Origin of the sequence: Silvibacterium dinghuense, from assembly GCF_004123295.1 — a bacterium.
GTDB lineage: Bacteria > Acidobacteriota > Terriglobia > Terriglobales > Acidobacteriaceae > Silvibacterium > Silvibacterium dinghuense.
The window spans coordinates 214,862-227,917 of sequence record NZ_SDMK01000005.1; the positions used below are offsets into that span (position 1 = coordinate 214,862).

At 60.6% G+C, this 13,056-nt stretch carries 17 protein-coding genes and 1 tRNA gene; 9 read left to right on the forward strand and 9 right to left on the reverse strand.

All coding sequences use genetic code 11. The annotated features are described in order from the left end of the window. Nucleotides 1-40 precede the first annotated feature (40 nt). The 4 genes from sucC (at nucleotide 41) to ESZ00_RS18725 (ending at nucleotide 3,435) form a co-directional block, all read left to right on the forward strand. Nucleotides 41-1,219, forward strand: a complete 1,179-nt coding sequence (sucC, locus tag ESZ00_RS18710) for an ADP-forming succinate--CoA ligase subunit beta (protein WP_129209925.1) — start codon at nucleotides 41-43, stop codon at nucleotides 1,217-1,219. A 109-nt stretch (nucleotides 1,220-1,328) separates the two neighbouring features. Further along, nucleotides 1,329-1,694, forward strand: coding sequence for a four helix bundle protein (locus tag ESZ00_RS18715; RefSeq protein ID WP_129209926.1), 366 nt, complete (start codon nucleotides 1,329-1,331; stop codon nucleotides 1,692-1,694). Nucleotides 1,695-1,714: 20 nt separating this feature from the next. Then, nucleotides 1,715-2,590, forward strand: a complete 876-nt coding sequence (gene sucD / locus ESZ00_RS18720; RefSeq protein WP_129209927.1) for a succinate--CoA ligase subunit alpha — start codon at nucleotides 1,715-1,717, stop codon at nucleotides 2,588-2,590. An 89-nt stretch (nucleotides 2,591-2,679) separates the two neighbouring features. Next, nucleotides 2,680-3,435, forward strand: coding sequence for a hypothetical protein (locus ESZ00_RS18725; RefSeq protein ID WP_129209928.1), 756 nt, complete (start codon nucleotides 2,680-2,682; stop codon nucleotides 3,433-3,435). Nucleotide 3,436: 1 nt separating this feature from the next. Here the strand turns inward: ESZ00_RS18725 and ESZ00_RS18730 are convergent, their stop codons facing one another. Further along, a complete protein-coding gene (locus ESZ00_RS18730; protein ID WP_129209929.1) occupies nucleotides 3,437-3,646 on the reverse strand; it encodes a hypothetical protein in 210 nt (69 codons plus the stop codon). Nucleotides 3,647-3,763: 117 nt separating this feature from the next. Between ESZ00_RS18730 and ESZ00_RS18735 the strand changes: the two genes are divergently transcribed. The 3 genes from ESZ00_RS18735 (at nucleotide 3,764) to ndk (ending at nucleotide 4,917) form a co-directional block, all read left to right on the forward strand. Further along, nucleotides 3,764-4,027, forward strand: a complete 264-nt coding sequence (locus ESZ00_RS18735; protein WP_164981624.1) for a type II toxin-antitoxin system prevent-host-death family antitoxin — start codon at nucleotides 3,764-3,766, stop codon at nucleotides 4,025-4,027. Continuing rightward, a complete protein-coding gene (locus ESZ00_RS18740) occupies nucleotides 4,024-4,404 on the forward strand; it encodes a type II toxin-antitoxin system VapC family toxin (protein WP_129209931.1) in 381 nt (126 codons plus the stop codon). The genes ESZ00_RS18735 and ESZ00_RS18740 overlap by 4 nt, the downstream gene beginning before the upstream one ends. 96 nt (nucleotides 4,405-4,500) lie before the next feature. Further along, complete coding sequence (gene ndk / locus ESZ00_RS18745; protein WP_129209932.1) at nucleotides 4,501-4,917, forward strand: nucleoside-diphosphate kinase; 417 nt, start codon at nucleotides 4,501-4,503, stop codon at nucleotides 4,915-4,917. A gap of 76 nt (nucleotides 4,918-4,993) precedes the next feature. On the opposite strand, the gene ESZ00_RS18750 is transcribed toward ndk, so the two are convergent. Beyond that, nucleotides 4,994-5,070 (reverse strand) — tRNA-Arg (locus tag ESZ00_RS18750). A 125-nt stretch (nucleotides 5,071-5,195) separates the two neighbouring features. Between ESZ00_RS18750 and ESZ00_RS18755 the strand changes: the two genes are divergently transcribed. After that, nucleotides 5,196-5,753, forward strand: coding sequence for a DUF2911 domain-containing protein (locus ESZ00_RS18755; protein ID WP_129209933.1), 558 nt, complete (start codon nucleotides 5,196-5,198; stop codon nucleotides 5,751-5,753). Between the two features lie 62 nt (nucleotides 5,754-5,815). Here ESZ00_RS18755 and ESZ00_RS18760 read toward each other — a convergent pair whose 3' ends face one another. From ESZ00_RS18760 to ESZ00_RS18790, 7 genes are all read right to left on the reverse strand, one after another. Then, nucleotides 5,816-6,085: a hypothetical protein gene (locus ESZ00_RS18760; protein ID WP_129209934.1), complete on the reverse strand. Its 270-nt coding sequence runs from the start codon at nucleotides 6,083-6,085 to the stop codon at nucleotides 5,816-5,818. A gap of 139 nt (nucleotides 6,086-6,224) precedes the next feature. Further along, nucleotides 6,225-6,614, reverse strand: a complete 390-nt coding sequence (locus ESZ00_RS18765) for a GxxExxY protein (protein WP_129209935.1) — start codon at nucleotides 6,612-6,614, stop codon at nucleotides 6,225-6,227. 13 nt (nucleotides 6,615-6,627) lie between these two features. Then, nucleotides 6,628-8,178: an aminomethyl-transferring glycine dehydrogenase subunit GcvPB gene (gene gcvPB, locus ESZ00_RS18770; RefSeq protein ID WP_129209936.1), complete on the reverse strand. Its 1,551-nt coding sequence runs from the start codon at nucleotides 8,176-8,178 to the stop codon at nucleotides 6,628-6,630. A gap of 78 nt (nucleotides 8,179-8,256) precedes the next feature. Further along, nucleotides 8,257-9,597: an aminomethyl-transferring glycine dehydrogenase subunit GcvPA gene (gene gcvPA, locus ESZ00_RS18775; RefSeq protein WP_129209937.1), complete on the reverse strand. Its 1,341-nt coding sequence runs from the start codon at nucleotides 9,595-9,597 to the stop codon at nucleotides 8,257-8,259. Between the two features lie 142 nt (nucleotides 9,598-9,739). Next, nucleotides 9,740-10,129, reverse strand: a complete 390-nt coding sequence (gene gcvH, locus ESZ00_RS18780; RefSeq protein ID WP_129209938.1) for a glycine cleavage system protein GcvH — start codon at nucleotides 10,127-10,129, stop codon at nucleotides 9,740-9,742. Between the two features lie 152 nt (nucleotides 10,130-10,281). Beyond that, nucleotides 10,282-11,418, reverse strand: coding sequence for a glycine cleavage system aminomethyltransferase GcvT (gene gcvT, locus ESZ00_RS18785; protein WP_129209939.1), 1,137 nt, complete (start codon nucleotides 11,416-11,418; stop codon nucleotides 10,282-10,284). A gap of 368 nt (nucleotides 11,419-11,786) precedes the next feature. Then, entirely contained in the window at nucleotides 11,787-12,485 is a 699-nt protein-coding gene (locus tag ESZ00_RS18790) for a hypothetical protein (RefSeq protein ID WP_129209940.1), read from the reverse strand. Between the two features lie 328 nt (nucleotides 12,486-12,813). On the opposite strand from ESZ00_RS18790, the gene tatA reads away from it, so the two are divergent. Then, nucleotides 12,814-13,017 (forward strand): twin-arginine translocase TatA/TatE family subunit, encoded by a 204-nt coding sequence (gene tatA, locus ESZ00_RS18795; protein WP_129209941.1) that lies wholly within the window; start codon nucleotides 12,814-12,816, stop codon nucleotides 13,015-13,017. Nucleotides 13,018-13,056: the final 39 nt, after the last annotated feature.

Sequence of the window (13,056 nt, forward strand, 5' to 3'; positions counted from 1 at the left end):
GCAGCTTTTGTCTTATAAGGTCTTCTTTCGAAACACGACTATGAAAATTCACGAGTACCAGGCAAAGGACATCCTCGCGAAACACGGCGTCGCCGTACCGCGCGGTGAAGTGGCCAACACGCTCGACGAGGCGTTGGACGTGGCCAAGAAGCTGTTCGCCAACGGCGCGAGCGGTGTGGTCGTCAAGGCTCAGATTCACGCCGGAGGCCGCGGCAAGGGCGGCGGCGTCAAGGTGGCCAAGAACATCGAGGAGGCCGAGACCTACGCCAAGCAGATCCTCGGCATGCAGCTGGTCACCCACCAGACCGGCCCCCAGGGCCAGAAGGTCTCGCGCCTGCTGATCGAAGAGACCGCGAACATCGACCGCGAACTCTACCTGGGCATCGTGCTCGACCGCGCCGCTGCGAAGCTCGTCTTCATGGCCTCGAAGGCCGGCGGTATGGAGATCGAAGAAGTCGCCGCCAAGGACCCGAAGGCGATCCACAAGGCCTACATCGATCCAGCCGTGGGCTTCCAGCCCTACCAGGCCCGTCAGCTGGCCTTCGCGCTCGGCCTCAAGCCGACGCAGATCAACGAAGCGGTGAAGTTCATGCTCGGCCTCTACAAGGTCTACATCGAGACCGACGCCTCGCTGCTCGAGATCAACCCCTTCATCACCACCAAGGACGACAAGCTCTTCGCCCTGGACTGCAAGATCAACTTCGACGACAACGCCATGTTCCGCCACAAGGCTCTCAAGGAGCTGCGTGACGTCGCCGAGGAAGATCCCCTCGAAGTGGAAGCCTCGAAGTTTGCCCTCAACTACATCAAGCTCGACGGCAACATCGCCTGCATGGTGAACGGCGCGGGTCTGGCCATGGCCACCATGGACATCATCCAGTACGCCGGCGGCTCGCCTGCCAACTTCCTCGACGTAGGCGGCGGCGCGAACCAGCAGCAGATCGAGGCGGCCTTCGCCATCCTGCTGGCGGACAAGAACGTGCAGGCCATCTTCATCAACATCTTCGGCGGCATCCTGCGCGTGGATGTGCTTGCGACCGCAGTCGTCGCAGCAGCGAAGAACCTGAACGTGACCCTGCCCATCGTTCTGCGCCTCGAAGGCACCAACGTCGAAGAAGGCCGCAAGATCCTCGAAGAGTCCGGCCTGAAGTTCGCCGTCGGCGCAACCATGAAGGACGCAGCGGACATCGTGGTTGCTGCTGCGAAGGGCGTTAACTAGCTTCTAGCCTTTAGCTTCTAGCTACTAGCCAAAGCCTTTCTGATGCTCAATACTCGGCAACGATGAAGTTCCGGGTACAGAGCAGCTAAGAGCTAGGAGCTAAAAGCTAATGGGGCAGGCCTTTCAGGATTTGCAGGTGTGGCAGAGAGCCATCGAGATGACGGTTACGGTATACGAGACAACGCGCAGCTTTCCCCGCGAGGAGCAGTATGGACTGACCTCGCAGTTGCGCCGCGCCGCCGTATCGGTTGCCAGCAATATCGCGGAAGGCCGGGGCAGAATTTCGCAGGGTGAGTTCCGACAATTTCTCGGAGTCGCCCAAGGCTCAAATTATGAGGTTCAGACCCAGTTGATTGTTGCCAGGCAGCTGCAAATGGGAGAACCCGAGATGTTAAGCCGAGCTGAGAACCTTAGTGTGGAAATCGCTAAGATGCTCAGCGCATTCATCGCTTCGCTCGCAACAATGAAGAGCTAGAAGCTAGGAGCTAAAAGCTAATGGCTGTTTTAGTAAATAAGGAAACTCGCCTCATCGTTCAGGGCATCACCGGCAAGGAAGGCACCTTCCATGCCAAGGGCTGCGCCGAGTACGGCACCAAGGTCGTCGGCGGCGTGACCCCCGGCAAGGGCGGCACCACCCACGAGGGCTGGCCGGTATTCGACACCGTCGAAGAGGCCGTCGAGAAGACCGGCGCCAACGCGACCGTGATCTTCGTTCCGCCGCCGTTCGCGGCTGACGCCATCCTCGAGGCCAACGAGGCCAAGCTGGCCCTGATCGTCGCCATCACCGAAGGTATCCCGGTAAACGACATGGTCAACGTGTGGAGCGTGCTCAAGGATTCGGACTCGGTACTGATCGGACCCAACTGCCCCGGCGTCATCTCGCCCGGCAAGGCCAAGATCGGCATCATGCCCGGCCGTATTCACAAGGAAGGCAGCGTCGGCATCGTCTCCCGCTCGGGAACCCTGACCTACGAGGCCGTCTACCAGCTCACGCAGCGCGGCATCGGCCAGTCGACCGCCATCGGCATCGGCGGGGACCCGATCGTTGGGACTACGCACATCGACGCGATCAAGCTCCTCAACGAGGACCCCGAAACCGAGGCCATCATCATGATCGGCGAGATCGGCGGCACCAACGAAGAAGCAGCGGCCGAATACATCAAGGCTCACGTGAAGAAGCCGGTCGTCGGCTTCATCGCCGGCCAGACCGCACCTCCGGGCCGCCGTATGGGCCACGCGGGCGCCATCATCTCCGGAGGCCAGGGCACGGCCGAAGAAAAGATGAAGGCCATGACCGCCGCCGGCATCCACGTCGTCCAGTCCCCCGCCGAAATCGGCGAGACCCTGGCACGCGTGATCGGCAAGGCGTAAGCACTTCCGAACAAGGCACTCGTTATAAGCGCGAAGGCTCCATGATGAATTTCATGGAGCCTTCGCGCTTTTCCTTGCGATATTAAATCGTGAAGCTTTTCCAGAACATCCAGAAGGTTCTTGAACTTCTCTGGCCCAGCAAGAGCAATCTATCGATGACTTCCAGAGTGCCAATATCCGAAGAACTGGTCCTCGAGAAGGCTCGCTGTTTTTATGGATATGGCCACTGGGGTGCGCCGTATTGGTTTCTCGGTCCGGAGGAGGGCAAGCACGAACCAGGGGATCAGAGCCAGCGGGTGCGCGCCTGGCTCGATCTTGGAAAGCCTGAAGTCTGCGATTGCCAGGAGTTCCATCGCAAAGCTGGAATCACGAAGCATTATTCGAGCACGCCGCCACTGGTCCCCACATGGCGCGCCCTGATGCTGCTTCTCGGCACCATGAAGAATATCCCCACCGAGAATGACGCGCTCCGTCGATACCAGCGTGATCGTTGGGGAATGAAGGACGGAGAAACTTGCGTCATTGAACTGTCGGGCCTACCCGCCAAAGGCTTCCACATCAAACAGAATCGAGCGCAGTTTCGCGAAGAGAGAATCAAAACAATTCGCGAGAGGATGCTCTCTAACCAGCCATCGCTCTGCGTGATGTACGGCTGGGGCAACAAGCCGCATTATGAGCAGATAGTTGGTGATGCAGCAAGAATCGAGCAAATAGATGGATTTCCAGCAGCTTTCGCTGAAGTCGGGAGAACTACGGTTGTGATCACAACGCATCCGACAGCCAAAGGCGTGACGAACCGCTATTGGCAGGAACTGGGCGTACGCCTGCGACCGAAGAGGCGATGACTTACTGTCGCGGCAGACGCGCCTCGAGCGCTGCCAGTCGCTCGCGTATATCAATGGCGAAATCCAGCTTCTCGGAGAGGTGCTTGATCGATTGCTGCGTATTCTCATCACGCAGGCGCATTTCGGTGCGCATCGCCTTGAGCTCGGGCACGAGCAGGTCCTGCACCACTTCGCGGAAGGAATCGACAATCGTCTTCGCCGCAGAACTCATGGTTCGGAATCTCTCGCCTCTGAGCCCATCATAGCTCCGAATCGACTCACGCCTGCACACGCAAGTAATGCGTATCGCATGGGTAGCTCTCAACGTAATGTACATCCATATTGCGACATGATGTACACTGCTACCATGGAAATCTCCATCACCCAACTCCGGCAGAATCTCTTCGAAGTGGTCAACCAGGCCATGGAAGGCAAGCAGGTCTGGGTGACGTATAAGGGGCGCCGCTTCCGCATTGCGCCCGAAGAATCACCCCCCAGCCGCCTCGACCGGATGACCCCGCTCGAGGTGATTGCCCCTGGAGTGGATCTCGACAATTCATCCATGCTGGAAGAGATGGAACGCGCCTGGGAAAAAGACTGGTCTGAACTTTGATCGCCTACCTGGACACCCATGTGGTTGCGTGGCTTGCGCAAGGCGATCCCGTCCGTATTTCACCTTCAGCGCGAACACCGCTTGAAACGGCTGACCTCCTGGTTTCTCCCATGGTGCTGCTGGAGTTGGAATACCTGCGCGAGATCAACCGTGTTCTGTTCTCTTCTCGAGAGCTATTCTTGAAGGTGGAATACGAGTTCGGGGTCCAGGTCTGCGACCTGCCCTTTGCTCACGTTGCCGAAGTTGCCCTCGACGAGAAATGGACCCGCGACCCCTTCGACCGCACCATCGTGGCGCAGGCCAAGGCCAACGGCCTCGCGCTGCTCGTCACAGCCGACGAAGAGATTCGCCGGAATTATCCCCGGGCGATCTGGTAATACAGCCGCGCTGCCAAACCCGGGGGAAGATAGCCTCGATCCAACCCTATGCACTACACTGGACGTAACGTCCACACGACCTAAGGAGAAACACAGGTGTCCCAACGCACCTTCAGCATCATCAAGCCAGACGCAGTCCGCAAGGGCTACACCGGCGCCATTCTCGCCGAGATCGAGAAGGCCGGTTTTAAGATTGTCGCCATCAAGAAGGCGTCCATTTCCAAGGCTCAGGCCCAGGGCTTCTACCACGTCCACGCTGAGCGCCCCTTCTTCGGCGGCCTCACCGACTTCATGTCCTCCGGCCCGATCTTCCCCATGGTGCTCGAGAAGGACAACGCCATTGCCGACCTGCGCAAGCTGATGGGCGCCACCAACCCGGCCAACGCCGAGGAAGGCACCATCCGCAAGCAGTTCGCCGCATCGATCGAAGAGAACGCCATCCACGGCTCCGACGCCGAGGACACCGCAGCCTTCGAAATCGGCTACTTCTTCGCCGGCCTGGAACTGATTTAACTCCCGGGCCGATGCCCGAAAAGCAGAATCGCCAGCGGCTTCTGTGAGCCTCTGGCGATTTTCTTTGCTCCAAATCTGGTGCGCCCGAGAAGATTCGAACTTCTGACCTACAGCTTCGGAGGCTGCCGCTCTATCCAGCTGAGCTACGGGCGCGCTCTTTCAGCATACTACGGCTACCATCCTTTTTGACAGAAAGGCCGCCGCCGCGCTGTGATGATGTGGGACCTGCGCCACTGCCCAGCGCGCCCCAGATCGTCTAACCAGATCAGGAGCCACCCATGAAGCGGAAGCTGTTTGCCTGTCGACTCACCCTGCTCGTTCTCGTCCTCTCGCTTTTCGCCGGCGTTCGCGCCCATGCGCAGTGCGACCCGCACAACCCGAATCCCCCGAGCCCGCCTGCGCAGGCCAGCGTCTCGCTCGGCGGCAGCGATGTGACCATCTACTACTGCGCGCCCTCCATGCGCGGCCGCAAGATCTTCGGCAGCCTGCTGCCTTATGACAAATGGTGGCGCACCGGCGCCAACTCGGCCACGACGATCAAGACTTCGACCGGCCTGATGATCGGGTCGCTCATGGTTCCCGCCGGCACCTACACGCTCTACTCCATTCCGTCGGAGACGACCTGGAAGCTCATCGTCAACAAGCAGACCGGCCAGTGGGGCACCGTCTACAAGCCGGAGATGGACCTGGGCCGCACGGACATGATGAAGGGTGAAGCACCCTCCTCACCCGTCGAGACCTTCAAGATCAGCTTCGAAAAAACCGAAGGCAAAAAGACCCAGCTGCACCTGATCTGGGAGAATACCGATGTCTATGTCCCGGTAGAAGTGATGTAACGCTCGGCCGCAAACGAGAATGGCCGCGCTGCAGCTTGCAGCGCGGCCATTCTCGTTTGCCCTTACTTGCCGGATTCAGCCTTTTGCTTCTCCAGCTCCTGCATCACGGACTGAATCAACTCCTTCGCGCCGTTGATCTCGCCGAGCACCGTTTCAAGATCGAGCGCCGGCTTCGACGGGTTCCGCTGCGAGGTGCAGTAGACGCCGTGCTGCCCGATGAGGATCAGCGCGTCGGTCAGCATGTCGAGCGTAACCGCCAGCCGCCCCCGCGCCGGTCCCATCATGAATTCGTACTTCTCAATCTCGTCGCGACGATGCATCAGGGAAGACATGCTCTTACTCCTCAAGAAAGACTAAAAACGTTTCGCGCAAAGACGCAAAGATTGCGCCAAGTCCGCAAAGACAACGCAATTCTTTGCGGCTTTTCTTTGCGTGCTTGGCGTCTTGGCGCGAACAGGATGCAGATCAGCGCTAGAGCCCATTGACCATCCGCACGATACCCTCTCGCATCAGCGGCACATGGAAGTTCAGCAAGAGCCCCAACCGGCATCCGCTTAACCGCAGATAAGAGAGCAATTGAGCTCTATGCACACGCGCAATTGCCTCTACTCCTTTGATCTCAAGAATCAAACTGGACTCGACCAGAATATCGATGCGGTAGCCAATTTCAAGCTTCACAGTGTCATAGACCACAGGAAGCCCAACCTGCGTTTCCACAAAGAGTCCGCGACACTGAAGCTCATGCGCCAGGCAGGCCTGATAAGCACTTTCAAGCAGCCCAGGGCCGAGCGCGGTGTGGACGGCAACCGCACAATCGACCGCCGTCCTTGCCAGCTCGTTCAGCTCTTCCGCGCTTTTCATCGCGTGAGGGAGCTTACCACTCCTTCGCAGGCGTATCCACGTCCACCGGCGTCGGGGCTGGCGGGGCCTTCCAGCGCAGCACCGGCTTGCGGGCGGCGGTGGTTTCGTCGAGGCGCGAGATGCGCGTCGAGTGCGGAGCCGAGGTTACGAGCTCGGGATTCTCGTCCACTTCGCGGGCGATCTGACGCATCGCATCCACGAACAAATCTAGTTCCTCGCGCGACTCGCTCTCGGTCGGCTCGATCATCAGCGCGCCGGGCACGATGAGCGGGAACGACGTGGTGTACGGATGGAAACCGTAATCGATCAGCCGCTTCGCAATGTCGCCCGTCTTCACGCCGTTCTTCGTCTGCCGCTTGTCGCTGAATACCACCTCGTGCATCGAAGGCGTATTGTAGGGCAGCTCGTAGAGATCCTGCAGCTTGGCGCGGATGTAGTTCGCGTTGAGCACCGCATCTTCGGTCGTCTGGCGCAGGCCATCGGGACCGTTTGCGAGGATGTACGCGAGCGCGCGCACGAACATGCCGAAGTTGCCGTAGAGCATGCGCACACGGCCAACGGAGTCCGGACGATCGTAGTTCCAGTGCAGCAGACCATCGGCGCCCTGCGCGACCACAGGCGTCGGCAGGAACGGCTCGAGGATCTTCTTGCAGGCCACCGGACCCGAACCCGGACCACCGCCACCGTGCGGCGTCGAGAAGGTCTTGTGCAGGTTCAGGTGCATCACATCCACGCCGAAGTCGCCCGGCCGCGTCTTGCCGACCAGTGCATTCATGTTCGCGCCGTCCATGTAGAGCAGCGCGCCCTTGTCATGCAGCACGTCGGCGATGCGATGAATCTCGTTCTCGAAGACACCGATGGTCGAAGGATTGGTCAGCATCAGCGCCGCCGTGTCCTCATTCACCATCTGCGCGAGCGCGGCCACATCGACTCCGCCCTGCGCGTTCGACTTGATGTTGATCACGTCGTAGCCGCAGCTCGCTGCGGTGGCAGGGTTGGTCCCGTGCGCAGAGTCGGGGATCAGCACATGCTTACGCGCGTTGCCCTTCGACGCATGATACGCACGAGCCAGCAGGATGCCGGTGAACTCGCCATGCGCGCCGGCTGCGGGCTGCAGCGTGATCGCATCCATGCCGCAGATCTCGATCAGGCAGTCTTGCAGCAGCTTGACGATACCGAGCACACCCTGCGAGAGATGCGCGGGCTGGTAGGGATGCGCCTCGGCAATGCCCTCAAGCCGCGAGACCAGCTCGTTCACGCGCGGGTTGTACTTCATGGTGCAGCTGCCCAGCGGATACATGCCTAGGTCGATGGCGTAGTTCCACGTCGAGAGGCGCGTGAAGTGGCGGATGATCTCGATCTCGCTCAGCTCCGGCATGACGCCAATCTCATCGCGCACCGCGCCACCCAGCAGCGCTGCTGCATCGACTTCAGGCACGTCGAGAGGCGCGAGCTTGTAGCCCTTCTTGCCCGGCGCCGACTTCTCGAAGCTCAGGTTTTCGTTCTGCGTCAGGTGCGCCGTGACCTTGCGCGGTGTGCCGACAAACTTCTCTGTTGTAGCCATGTGATTCCTCGAATCTCTATGTCCCACTCATCCCGGGTGCCCCACGTCTCGATCTTGAGACGTGGGAAAGCACGAAACCTAACCAGCTATCGCAGCGGCAGCCGCGTCAATCTGTTCCCGCGTGGTCAGCTCGGTCGCGCACCACAGCGTCGCATTGCCCAGCTCGGGATACCACTTTGCGAGCGAGAGACCACCGATGATCTTCTTGTCGAGCAGACGAGCGTTGAGCGCCTCTGCCGTCTCATCGCTCTGCAGCACGAACTCATGGAAGCGCGGCGTATTCGCGAAGAGCAGCTTGCCCTTGCTGCCGATGGTGTCAGCCGCGTACTTCGCCTTGGCCAGGTTCTGCAGCGCCAGCTCGCGCATGCCCTGCTTGCCGTAGACGGTGAGGAAGATGGTCGCCATCAGCGCAACAAGCGCCTGGTTGGTGCAGATGTTCGAGGTCGCCTTCTCGCGGCGGATATGCTGCTCACGCGTTGAAAGCGTGAGCACGAAGCCGCGGCGGCCTTCGGTGTCCTTGGTCTCGCCCACGAGGCGGCCCGGCATCTGGCGCAGATACTTTTCCTTCGCCGCCAGCACGCCGCAGTACGGTCCGCCATAGCTCAGCGCCACGCCAAAGCTCTGCGCTTCGATCGAGACGATGTCGGCTTCGACCGGAGGACGCATGATGCCGAGCGAAACCGCTTCGGCAATCGACACGATGAGCAGCGCGCCCTTCTTGTGCGCGATGTCCGCGATAGCCGGGATATCTTCCGCGATGCCGAAGAAGTTCGGCGACTGCACCAGCACGCACGCAGTCTTCTCGGTCACAGCCTGCTCGAGTGCTTCGAGATCGACGCGGCCTGCCTGGGCGTGGCCTTCGGGATAATACGCAACTTCGCTCGCTTCATGTCCCTGGTGCTGCGCGTAGGTGTGCATCACCTCGCGATACTCGGGATGCACGGTCTTCGCCACCAGCACGCCATCGCGGCCGGTGATGCGGACAGCCATCATCACCGCTTCCGCCGCGCCGGTCGAGCCGTCGTACATCGAGGCATTCGCGATATCCATGCCGGTCAGCTCGCAGATCATCGTCTGGAACTCGAAGATGGCCTGCAGCGTGCCCTGCGTGATCTCCGCCTGGTAGGGCGTGTACGAGGTCAGGAACTCGCCGCGCTGCACCAGCGAATCGATGACCACCGGGCGATAGTGGCGATACGCGCCTGCGCCCAGGAAGCTCGCATAGCCGTTCGCGCTCTGCGCGGATGCAGCCTTGAAGTGATCGACAATCTCGGACTCGCCGAACTGGCGCGGAATGGAGAGATCGCGCGTAAAGCGGTACTCCTCTGGAATGACGGCGAAGAGCTCGTCGATCGAGGAGGCGCCGATCTCGCGCAGCATCGCTACACGCTCGGCATCGGACTTGGGAAGATAACGCATCGGACTTCCTTTGAAAAACGGTGGGCTTCAAAAGCTAGATTTGTAACAGCGACGATTACAAAGTTGCCGCTTCGTGCTTTTCACGCAGACGCAGCAATGCCCGCAGCTCCACGCATCCGGCGCGAGCTGCGGGCAGAGAGATTTAGTGGCCGGTCTCTTCGGCGATGAAGGCCTCATAGTCGGCGGCGGAGAGCAGCGCATCGAGCTCGGAAGCATCGCTCAACTCGACCTTGATGATCCAGGCCGTGTGGGGTTCGGTGTTGAGATCCTCCGGCGAATCGTGCAGTTCGGCATTGACCTCGGTCACCGTGCCGGTCACCGGCGAGAACAGCTCCGAGACAGCCTTCACCGACTCGACGCTGCCGAAGCTCGCGCCCTTGGTGACCTTGTCACCCACCTTCGGCGCTTCGACGAAAACGATGTCGCCGAGCGAGTTCTGCGCGTAGTCGGTGATGCCCACGGTGCCGATGTTGCCGGCAACCTCGATCCACTCGTGTTCCTTGGTGTACTTGTACTTTTCGGGATAAGCCATGCGAACGATCTCTCCGTGTTCGTATCCTGTTCGAGTCCGGGCAGCTGCGCCAGGGCAGTTGAGCCGGACGGGTGGGAATCGCTACCTCAGCAGCGAGCGGCGCAAAATCCGCTCCTGCCTCCGGCATGAAAGTCTAAAGCCTGAATCTTCTTTTACGCCTGTTTCTTAGGACGACGATAAAACGGTGTCGGCACAATGCGCGCCTTCACAGCATTGCCACGAATCTCGACCGCGACCTCGCCATCCATCTGCGCCAGTTCTACCGGCACATAGGCCAGGGCGATGTTCTTCTTGAGGAAGGGTGAAGGCGAGCCGCTGGTAACCTCACCGATCTTCACACCGCTCGCGTCGAGCACCGGGTAACCGTCGCGGGCGATACCGCGCTCGATCATCTCGAGGCCGACCAGCTTGCGCTGCGGGCCGCCTTCCGCGTTGATCTTCTCGAGTGCTTCGGAGCCGGTGAACGGTCCCTTTTCGAGCTTGGCATAACGGCCGAGGCCCGCTTCAAAGACATTGATCGTCTCGGAGATCTCGTGGCCGTAGAGCGCCATCGCCGACTCCAGACGCAGCGTGTTGCGCGCGCCCAGGCCGCAGGGGATGATGCCGAACTCCTTGCCTGCTTCGAGCACCTCGTTCCACACGCGCTCGCTGGTGGCTTCGTCGGAAGGCACGTAGATCTCGAAGCCGTCTTCACCCGTGTAGCCGGTGCGGGCGATCAGCGTGTTCGGCAGGCCGCAGACCGTGCCGTAGGTGAACCAGTAGTTCTTGACCGTGCTCAGGTCCACGTTGGTCAGCTTGGCCAGCGTCTCGGCCGCGCGCGGCCCCTGGATGGCCAGCTGCGTGTAGTAATCGCTGTAATCGCTCACGTGGCAGTGGAACTTCTGCGCCTGCGTCCTGATCCACTGGTAGTCCTTCTCGCGAGTACCGGCGTTGATCACGATCAGATAATCGTTGTCGCTCAGCTTGTGCACGATCACGTCGTCCACGAAGGTGCCGTTCGGGTAGAGCATGGCCGAATACTGCGCCTGGCCTACCTGCAGTTTCGAGGCGTCATTCATCGAGAACTGCTGCACCGCGGCCAGCGATTCCGGTCCGCGCAGCTGGATGTCGCCCATGTGGCTCACGTCGAAGAGGCCGACGCCGGTGCGCACCGCCATGTGCTCGGCGATCAGGCCGGAGTACTCGACCGGCATATCCCAGCCGCCGAAGTCGACCATCTTCGCGCCCGAGCGGCGATGCACGGCGTTGAGGGCAGTTTTACGAAGCGCGGCGGGTGCGGAAGTAGCCAAGAGCGGTGTTTCCTTTGCATGGATATCTCTAACCCTTTAAGGTACCACTGCTGCCCACTCCGCGTGGGGCGGGACGCCTTCGGCCTCCGCTCCCGCTGGTCGCGGCGCTAACCGCGCAGCACTCTGCCTTCGGCCTTCGCTCCTTCCAGTCGCGATCCAGCTTCTCTCCAACGCATTCAAAAAGCGTTTCGCGCAAAGTTCGTAAAGAAACGCCAAGCACGCTGTTTCTCATGCGTATTTCTTTGCGGCTTTTCCTGGCGATCTTTGCGTCTTGGCGCGAACGGGATGCTGACGCAGGCGAGGATGCTTAAACGCAGAAATGCGCGCCGGAATCCGGCGCGCATTTGTGTTTCAGCTTACAGAAAGAGCTACTTGAGGCCGCGGCGCCAGCGGTAGACGACGCCCACCGAAAGCGCGAACTGCTCGTGGAGGTTGCCCTCTCCGGCCGAGTTCTTGAAGTGCGTCAGGGTAGCGTCCGGCGAGATGCGGAAGACCCACTTCGGCGAGCGATTCAGGTCGATCGAGCCGCCGATGGCGCTGGCAAAGGTCGTCTGATTGTTGAACAGACCGATCAGTTCCGGATTGATCTCCTGCCCGGACTGGTCCTGGGTGGCCGAGTTGAAGCGGCCATAGGCTCCCCCGACCAGCGCATGGAAGGTCATCGAGACGTGCTCGTTGCTGGGTCCGCGATATTCAGGACCGACGAGGAACATGTGCTCGCTCACGAACGGTCCCTTGATGCCGTAGGTATTCGGCTCCACACCGCTGGTACCGTAGTAGCCGCGGCCGTTGGCCGCCACAGCCCAGCGCCGGGTAAAGAACCGCGCTGCCTGCACATCGAAGCCGCCCAGGTTCGATCCCTGCACCAGCTCGGGACCGGCATTGAAGTGCGAATACCCGATGCCGCCGTAGAACTCCCACTTGTAGTCGTAATGAACGTTGGCCAGCGTGTCGTTCGGCGCCAGAATCGGCTGCTGATACTGCGCCCGGGCCGGCACCGCGCCGCCCAGCAGAGCGGCAAACACGACCGCCAGAACCCAGAAAATCTTCTTCTTTCCTTCAGTCAACAGACTGTCCTCCGAAAATGCCCGGCAATCGTCCGGGAAGTGATCCAGAAAATGCTCCGGAAATTCCTTCAAGGGCAGACCCCGGGCCGGCCCGCAATTGCCCACAAACTATCACGATACATGCCCGGAGCGGCCTGCGTCGCCCCATCCCCGCGCATGGCGCGAAAACGCTCTGCTGTGTGACGGGCGAAAGCCGATTCCGTTTCGCGAAACTCCGGCTTTTGCCCGCAGGAAGCCGGATCATGCGCCCCTGTGCGACAATACGGGCAGCGAGTTGACCTCGCAGCCGGCAGGGTCGAGACCTGTCGCGTTTCCGGGAGACATCATCATGCTCGACAATCTGTTCACGCCCACCCACCTGATCATCATCCTGGTCATCGCTCTGCTCATCTTCGGACCGCGCAAGCTGCCCGAGCTCGGCAAGGGCCTGGGCGAAGGGCTCAAGGGCTTCAAGGACGGCATCAAGGGCAACCCCGACGCCGCCAAGCAGGACAACGTCGCCAAGACCGAAGCGACCCCGCAGGCCAAGTAGGGCCTGCCCGCTTCCGTTTCCCGGCTGGCTCTTACGCCA

What these genes read in the sequence shown, in the direction of transcription:
- sucC (WP_129209925.1), top strand. Translation starts at nt 41, where the DNA reads ATGAAAATTCACGAGTACCAGGCAAAGGACATCCTCGCGAAACACGGC.
- ESZ00_RS18715 (WP_129209926.1), top strand. Translation starts at nt 1,329, where the DNA reads ATGGGGCAGGCCTTTCAGGATTTGCAGGTGTGGCAGAGAGCCATCGAG.
- sucD (WP_129209927.1), top strand. Translation starts at nt 1,715, where the DNA reads ATGGCTGTTTTAGTAAATAAGGAAACTCGCCTCATCGTTCAGGGCATC.
- ESZ00_RS18730 (WP_129209929.1), bottom strand. Translation starts at nt 3,646, where the DNA reads ATGAGTTCTGCGGCGAAGACGATTGTCGATTCCTTCCGCGAAGTGGTG.
- ESZ00_RS18735 (WP_164981624.1), top strand. Translation starts at nt 3,764, where the DNA reads ATGATGTACACTGCTACCATGGAAATCTCCATCACCCAACTCCGGCAG.
- ESZ00_RS18755 (WP_129209933.1), top strand. Translation starts at nt 5,196, where the DNA reads ATGAAGCGGAAGCTGTTTGCCTGTCGACTCACCCTGCTCGTTCTCGTC.
- ESZ00_RS18760 (WP_129209934.1), bottom strand. Translation starts at nt 6,085, where the DNA reads ATGTCTTCCCTGATGCATCGTCGCGACGAGATTGAGAAGTACGAATTC.
- ESZ00_RS18765 (WP_129209935.1), bottom strand. Translation starts at nt 6,614, where the DNA reads ATGAAAAGCGCGGAAGAGCTGAACGAGCTGGCAAGGACGGCGGTCGAT.
- gcvPB (WP_129209936.1), bottom strand. Translation starts at nt 8,178, where the DNA reads ATGGCTACAACAGAGAAGTTTGTCGGCACACCGCGCAAGGTCACGGCG.
- gcvPA (WP_129209937.1), bottom strand. Translation starts at nt 9,597, where the DNA reads ATGCGTTATCTTCCCAAGTCCGATGCCGAGCGTGTAGCGATGCTGCGC.
- gcvH (WP_129209938.1), bottom strand. Translation starts at nt 10,129, where the DNA reads ATGGCTTATCCCGAAAAGTACAAGTACACCAAGGAACACGAGTGGATC.
- tatA (WP_129209941.1), top strand. Translation starts at nt 12,814, where the DNA reads ATGCTCGACAATCTGTTCACGCCCACCCACCTGATCATCATCCTGGTC.